The sequence below is a fragment of the Oscillibacter sp. genome (genome assembly GCF_032060045.1).
In the GTDB taxonomy this organism is placed as follows: domain Bacteria; phylum Bacillota; class Clostridia; order Oscillospirales; family Oscillospiraceae; genus Oscillibacter.
In genome coordinates this window covers 1-5,378 of the sequence record NZ_DAMBZJ010000007.1, presented here as the reverse complement: position 1 = coordinate 5,378, position 5,378 = coordinate 1, and the positions used below count along the sequence as shown (strand labels likewise).

Genomic DNA, 5,378 nt, shown 5'->3' with positions numbered 1-5,378 from the left:
ACGCGGCCCAGCAGCGCGTCACCCACGGGTACGTCCGTGGTCCGTCCGGTGCGCCGCACCACTGCACCCTCGCCAAGGTCTTCCTCAGGCCCCAGCAGCACGCAGCCAACGCTGTCCCGTTCCAGATTCATCACCATGCCCCGCACACCGGTTTCAAACTCCAACAGCTCGCCGTACACGGCGTTGTCCAGCCCGTAAACGGTGGCAATGCCATCGCCCACGTTTAAAACCGTGCCGGTTTCGCTGCGCAGGGTCTTGTTGTCGTAATTTGAAATTTCCTCCCGCAGAACGGAGACAATCTCATCCGCTTCATTTTTCATATCATTCGCCTCTCTTGCAGTTGCCTCTCCATATCCCGGAGCTGGCCGCGGACACTGTAATCATAGGTAAATCCGTCGATCTCCAGAACAAACCCGCCCAAAAGACCGGGGTCTGTCTCGATTTCCAGCTCCACCGCGTCTCTGTGATGCAAGACGCACAGCCGCTTCCGAAGTCCGTCCAACTGCGCCTCGTCCGGAATATGGACACAGCGCATCCGGCACATCGCCGTATTGCGCGCCTCCAGCTCCAGCGTGTGAAACGCCTGGGCAATTTCGGGCAGCAGGGGCATTCGGTTTTTGCGCGCCAGCAGCCTGTAAAAATTTAAAAGCTGGGGCTCTTCCTTCAGAACGTCTAAACGCCCCAGCACCCGTTCCTTTTCCGTGCGGTCAACGGTGGGATCCTCCAACACGCGGCGCAACGGCGGAGTATCCTCAATCAGGCGGACGGAACGGGCAAAGCGCGCTCTGTCCACCCCCAAGTCAAAGCAGGCCGCGGCATAGCGGCGGGCAAGCTCACTCATGACGGATCACCCGACTCGGACAAAAAGGAGTCCACCAAAGCCAGATCGTTTTTCCGGTCCAGCTCGCTCTGCGCGACCTTAGCCGCCGCCAAAAGCGCAAGCTGGGCAACCTCCTTGCGCACACCGCGAAGCATGCTTTCCCGCTCGGCTTGAAGCTGGCGGCGGGTGGTTTCCATCAGCTTTTGCGCGTCGACCCGCGCGCTGTCCAGCGTTGCTTCATACTCTTTTTGGGCTTGCGCTCTGGACTGAGCAAGAAGCATCTCGCTCTCCTGCTGGGTCTGAGCCAACTGCCGTTCATACTGGTCATGGAGTTGCCCTGCCAGCTGTTTTTCGCCCGCGGCATCCTCCCGGTCCTTTTGAATAGCCTGCGCCCGACGATCCAAAATGGCGGTTACCTTCTCAAACAGGAAGTGCTTGAGAAACAGCCAAAGCACCAGAAGATTGATGACGGTAAATATAATTGTGTAGGGACTGAATTCGAGCACAAAAATCGCCCCTTATCCTACAAAAATTACGACAAGCCCGATAACAAAGCCATAAATGGCAGTGGCTTCGGCCAGCGCGCATCCCATCAGCAGATTGCTGCGGATTTGGCTTTCGGCCTCCGGCTGGCGGGCAATGGCCTCGGTAGCCTTGCCAGTGGCAAAGCCGATTCCAATTCCAGCTCCGATTCCTGATAAAACTGCGATTGCAGCACCAATTGCGACAGACATAATTAGTTCCTCCTGTTAATCATTAAATAAGTCAATAGAAAACGATTACTCTTCCTGAACGCTTTCCCCGGTGAACAGCGCGGTCAGAAATACAAAGACGATGGTCTGGATCAATCCATCAAAGATATCGAAATAGAGGCTGAAGACCACCGGAACTCCCACCGGAACCAGCGCCTTGATCAGCTCCATGATTACGAAAGAGCCCAGCACGTTTCCAAACAGCCGCATACAAAGCGACAGCGGCCGAATGGCTATTTCCATAATGTTAATGGGGATCAGCAGCGGCATGGGCTCGGCAAACTTGCGCAGACCGCCCCGTAGACCCAGAAAACGAAATGAGCTGCCATAAATCAGGCATACGCTGGTCAGCGCCAGCCCCGCCGTGACGCTGACATCCTTGGTTGGCGGCACCAGACCCAGCAGTCCGCTGAGGTTGGCGGCGGCAATGTACACGGCAACCGTGCCCAGCCATGGCGCAAAGGATCGCCAGCGAGGCCCAATGCTGTCCTTTGCAAACCCGTTGAGTGCGCCGACGCACATCTCCAAAAACGCCTGTGCACGCCCCGGCTGATCCGGCTTTAGCTTCCGCGTCAGCAGAAAAACCAGACCCATCAACAAAACCATCAGAATCCAACTGGTTAAAACCGCCTCGGAAATTGGAACACCTCCGAAAACCGGAATGGTGAACGCGGTTTGGTTTTTCATCCCGGACATCATGGTTTCCTGAATATTTGACATACGATTATCACCTCCCGACCCAGTCAATCCCGCCTTTGTCCCGCAAATCGCGGCGGGGCCAGATTTGCAGGCAGAAAAAGCAGGTTCGCCGTCTGTCGGACGTTATCCGGCAAGCGGCGGACAGCACGATCCCGCACCTTCAATTTTCCGGACCACAGGCGTGGCCTTCCGCCTGCAGATGATGCCGCACCCGCCACACTGCGGCATTTTCTTAACGGACGTACTGTTGTTTTCATTGGGCTGCTACATTATAATGAACCTGTTGAAAATTGTAAAATGTATATTTGCAATTTTCACTATAACAAATTATTATAGTGAAAAGGTCAGAGCACCAAGCTTTGCGCCACATAGAGGAGGCATTTTTATCACAGTTAACTATGAGTATTACCGGATTTTTTATTTTGTTGCAAAATATAAAAATTTTACGCAGGCGGCCAAAGTCCTGATGAGCAGCCAGCCCAACGTCACGCGCTGCATGAACAATCTGGAAGAGGAACTGGGCTGCCGTCTGATGATTCGTTCAAACCGGGGAATCGTGCTTACCACAGAGGGAGAGAAGCTGTTTGCTCATGTGGCTTTGGCCTACGAGCAGTTGCAGCTGGGGGAGGCCGAGCTGGCCAGCTACACGGGCATGCAAAACGGAACCGTGTTCATCGGCGCCAACGAAACCGCCCTGCAAGGGGTCCTTCTCTCCAAGCTCAGCCGCTTTCATCAAGTCTATCCCGGCTTTCACATCCATATATCCAATTATTCCACGCCCCAGGCTGTCAAATCGCTGGAGTCGGGCATTTTGAACTTGGCTGTGGTTACTACGCCCACGGGCGCGAAGAAGCACCTGACGGAGATTCCCCTCAAGTCCTTCCGCGAGATTCTGGTGGGCGGGCCGAAGTTTGCGTATCTGTGCGAAAAACAGATGCAATTGAAGGACGTCGCAGATCTTCCCATGGTCAGCATGGCTGTGGAAACCAAAACTTTTGAGTTTTACAGCCGCTTTTTTCAAAACCACGGCCTTGCTCTCCATCCTGACATTGAGGCCGCCAACACAGTACAACTGCTTCCAATGATAAAAGGGAATATGGGGCTTGGTTTTTTGCCCGAGGAGATTGCGGCCGATGCGCTTTCACGCGGCGAAATTTTTCGGATTTCTTTGCTGGAAACCATTCCTGAACGATTTATTTGCCTGATTAAGGACTCCCGCCAGCCGCTGAGCCTGGCCTCGAAAAAGCTGGAGGAAATTCTGCGAGCGCCCTGATGATTATTAACGGTTGTTAAACGGGCAGCCGCCCGCGACGCAACTACCGCGCACAGGCAACGCACCAGAACGCGAAGCGATATGAGGAGGATCGTCCCATGCCCCAGCTATTTATTCTGGCAGTGGCCCTTTCCGTGGTGATCTCCATCATCATGGTAGTGTTTACCATTGCCAACCATACCGTTGAAAAATCACTTTATCTGATTCTTCTTACCGTGGGGGACCTCTTTTTTTCGTTTGGTAACTTACTGGAAATTACCGCACCCACACTGGAAACCGCCTTTTACGGGGTTCGGGTTCAATATCTTGGCGCTCCGCTGCTGGTTCCGCTTGCCTATCTGTTTTTCAGAGACTTTTACGGAAAGAAGCGGTTCTCCGCGCGCCGACACGTCCTGATTTTCTCAATTCCCGTTGTGTCCATGGTGTCCCTGCAATTGTATCCTTTGGTGCGCCTGCATTATAGCCATATCTGGTACAGCACCAACGGACAGATTGCCAGCATTCAGCATACCGACGGCATTGTCTATCTCCTTGGGGTTGCTCTGAATTATATCTGCATTGTTCTGGGCCTTTCCCTTATCCTCAGTCACATTCGAAACGGCAGCAAAGTCCAGCGGCGGCAAAGCTTTATTTTGCTGCTGAGTTGTCTGGCCCCGTTGGCATCCAATTTTTCTTTTGTGTTTTTCCGCGGGCGCCAAAGCTATGACTTTACACCCATCGCCTATGTCTCTGCCTTGGCGGTGTTTCTCTATTCGGCCCTGACGCAAAACTTGCTAAATGTGCTTCCGCTGGCCCGGGCGCAGGTGATCGACGGGCTGGAAGACGCCTTTATCATATGTGATTCTGACTTTCACTTTCTGGATGCGAACCAGTCCGCAAAACGGCTCTTTCCCCAGCTCGCATGCATGGTGTCTGGCGAGTCCCTTGAAGGCGTGCAAGGCTTCAAACCCGAAGGAGAGACGCTGATCTGGAAAGATGGGGAAGCCCGGCGCTATAAAATTACTGCAAATCCGGTTCTTCAGGGAACCATAAGCAATGGTATCTGCATCGTCTTTCGGGATGTGACGGTGGAGCGCCACTTGTTGGATGATCTGCACCGTCAAGCCACCACGGACGCGCTGACGGGCGTATACAACCGGGGCACGTTTTTTGATTATGCCAGACAGACGTTCGCAAAGGGCGGAGGACGGGAGGCGCTGGCACTTTTAATGATTGACGTGGACCATTTTAAGCAGGTGAACGACACCTATGGTCATCCTTGCGGAGACGCGGTGCTGAAAACCATTGCACAGGCGGCGCGGGCGCATTTTCGCAAAAGTGATCTGGTGGGACGTTACGGGGGAGAGGAATTTGCGATCCTGCTGGAAGACCTGTCCTCTCAGCAGGCGGTGGAAACAGCGGAACAGTTTCGCCGCACCATCGAGGAGTTGCGGATCGCTTATCGGGACCGGATAATCCGCGTGGCCGTCAGCATCGGCGTGGCCCACTGTCCCGCCGCCCGCAGACTACTGTTGGAGGAGCTGCTAAATCAGGCAGACGCGGCCATGTATCTTTCCAAAGCCGGAGGACGCAACCGCACAAGCCTGTACCGAGGTGATAAACCCGTCGTGTAAACTCCGCCCTTTGGTGCCGCGGCTCCCGCGTCTCAGCACACGGATATCAGGTGTTGTTCCTTTTTGTAGCACGCAGTGAATCCACGCCGCTTATAGGAAAGAAGAAATCCGAAGATGCCCGGTTGGGGCATCTTCGGATTTTTATGGTTTATGCGATTTTTAAAAACGGCCGGTTGTAAGATGAAGTTGGACACTTGAATAGAAAAATCCATAGTGATTTT

The 5,378-nt window shown here is 53.8% G+C and carries 6 protein-coding genes and 1 pseudogene; 2 read left to right on the top strand and 5 right to left on the bottom strand.

Going from position 1 to position 5,378, the window contains the following annotated elements:
• The 5 genes and pseudogenes from RT018_RS04315 to RT018_RS04295 form a co-directional block, all read right to left on the bottom strand.
• Positions 1-320: pseudogene (locus tag RT018_RS04315) on the bottom strand (F0F1 ATP synthase subunit alpha); the annotation flags it as partial.
• Complete coding sequence (gene atpH / locus RT018_RS04310) at positions 317-841, bottom strand: ATP synthase F1 subunit delta (RefSeq protein ID WP_312939614.1); 525 nt, start codon at positions 839-841, stop codon at positions 317-319. The pseudogene RT018_RS04315 and the gene atpH, both read right to left, overlap by 4 nt.
• Positions 838-1,326 (bottom strand): F0F1 ATP synthase subunit B, encoded by a 489-nt coding sequence (gene atpF / locus RT018_RS04305; protein WP_312939612.1) that lies wholly within the window; start codon positions 1,324-1,326, stop codon positions 838-840. The genes atpH and atpF overlap by 4 nt, the downstream gene beginning before the upstream one ends.
• 12 nt (positions 1,327-1,338) lie before the next feature.
• Positions 1,339-1,554, bottom strand: coding sequence for an ATP synthase F0 subunit C (atpE, locus tag RT018_RS04300; protein ID WP_312939611.1), 216 nt, complete (start codon positions 1,552-1,554; stop codon positions 1,339-1,341).
• 45 nt (positions 1,555-1,599) lie between these two features.
• Positions 1,600-2,292: a F0F1 ATP synthase subunit A gene (locus tag RT018_RS04295; RefSeq protein ID WP_312939609.1), complete on the bottom strand. Its 693-nt coding sequence runs from the start codon at positions 2,290-2,292 to the stop codon at positions 1,600-1,602.
• Between the two features lie 358 nt (positions 2,293-2,650).
• Between RT018_RS04295 and RT018_RS04290 the strand changes: the two genes are divergently transcribed.
• Both RT018_RS04290 and RT018_RS04285 read left to right on the top strand, forming a co-directional pair.
• Complete coding sequence (locus tag RT018_RS04290; protein WP_312939743.1) at positions 2,651-3,544, top strand: LysR family transcriptional regulator; 894 nt, start codon at positions 2,651-2,653, stop codon at positions 3,542-3,544.
• Between the two features lie 98 nt (positions 3,545-3,642).
• Positions 3,643-5,157, top strand: a complete 1,515-nt coding sequence (locus RT018_RS04285) for a diguanylate cyclase (protein WP_312939607.1) — start codon at positions 3,643-3,645, stop codon at positions 5,155-5,157.
• Positions 5,158-5,378: the final 221 nt, after the last annotated feature.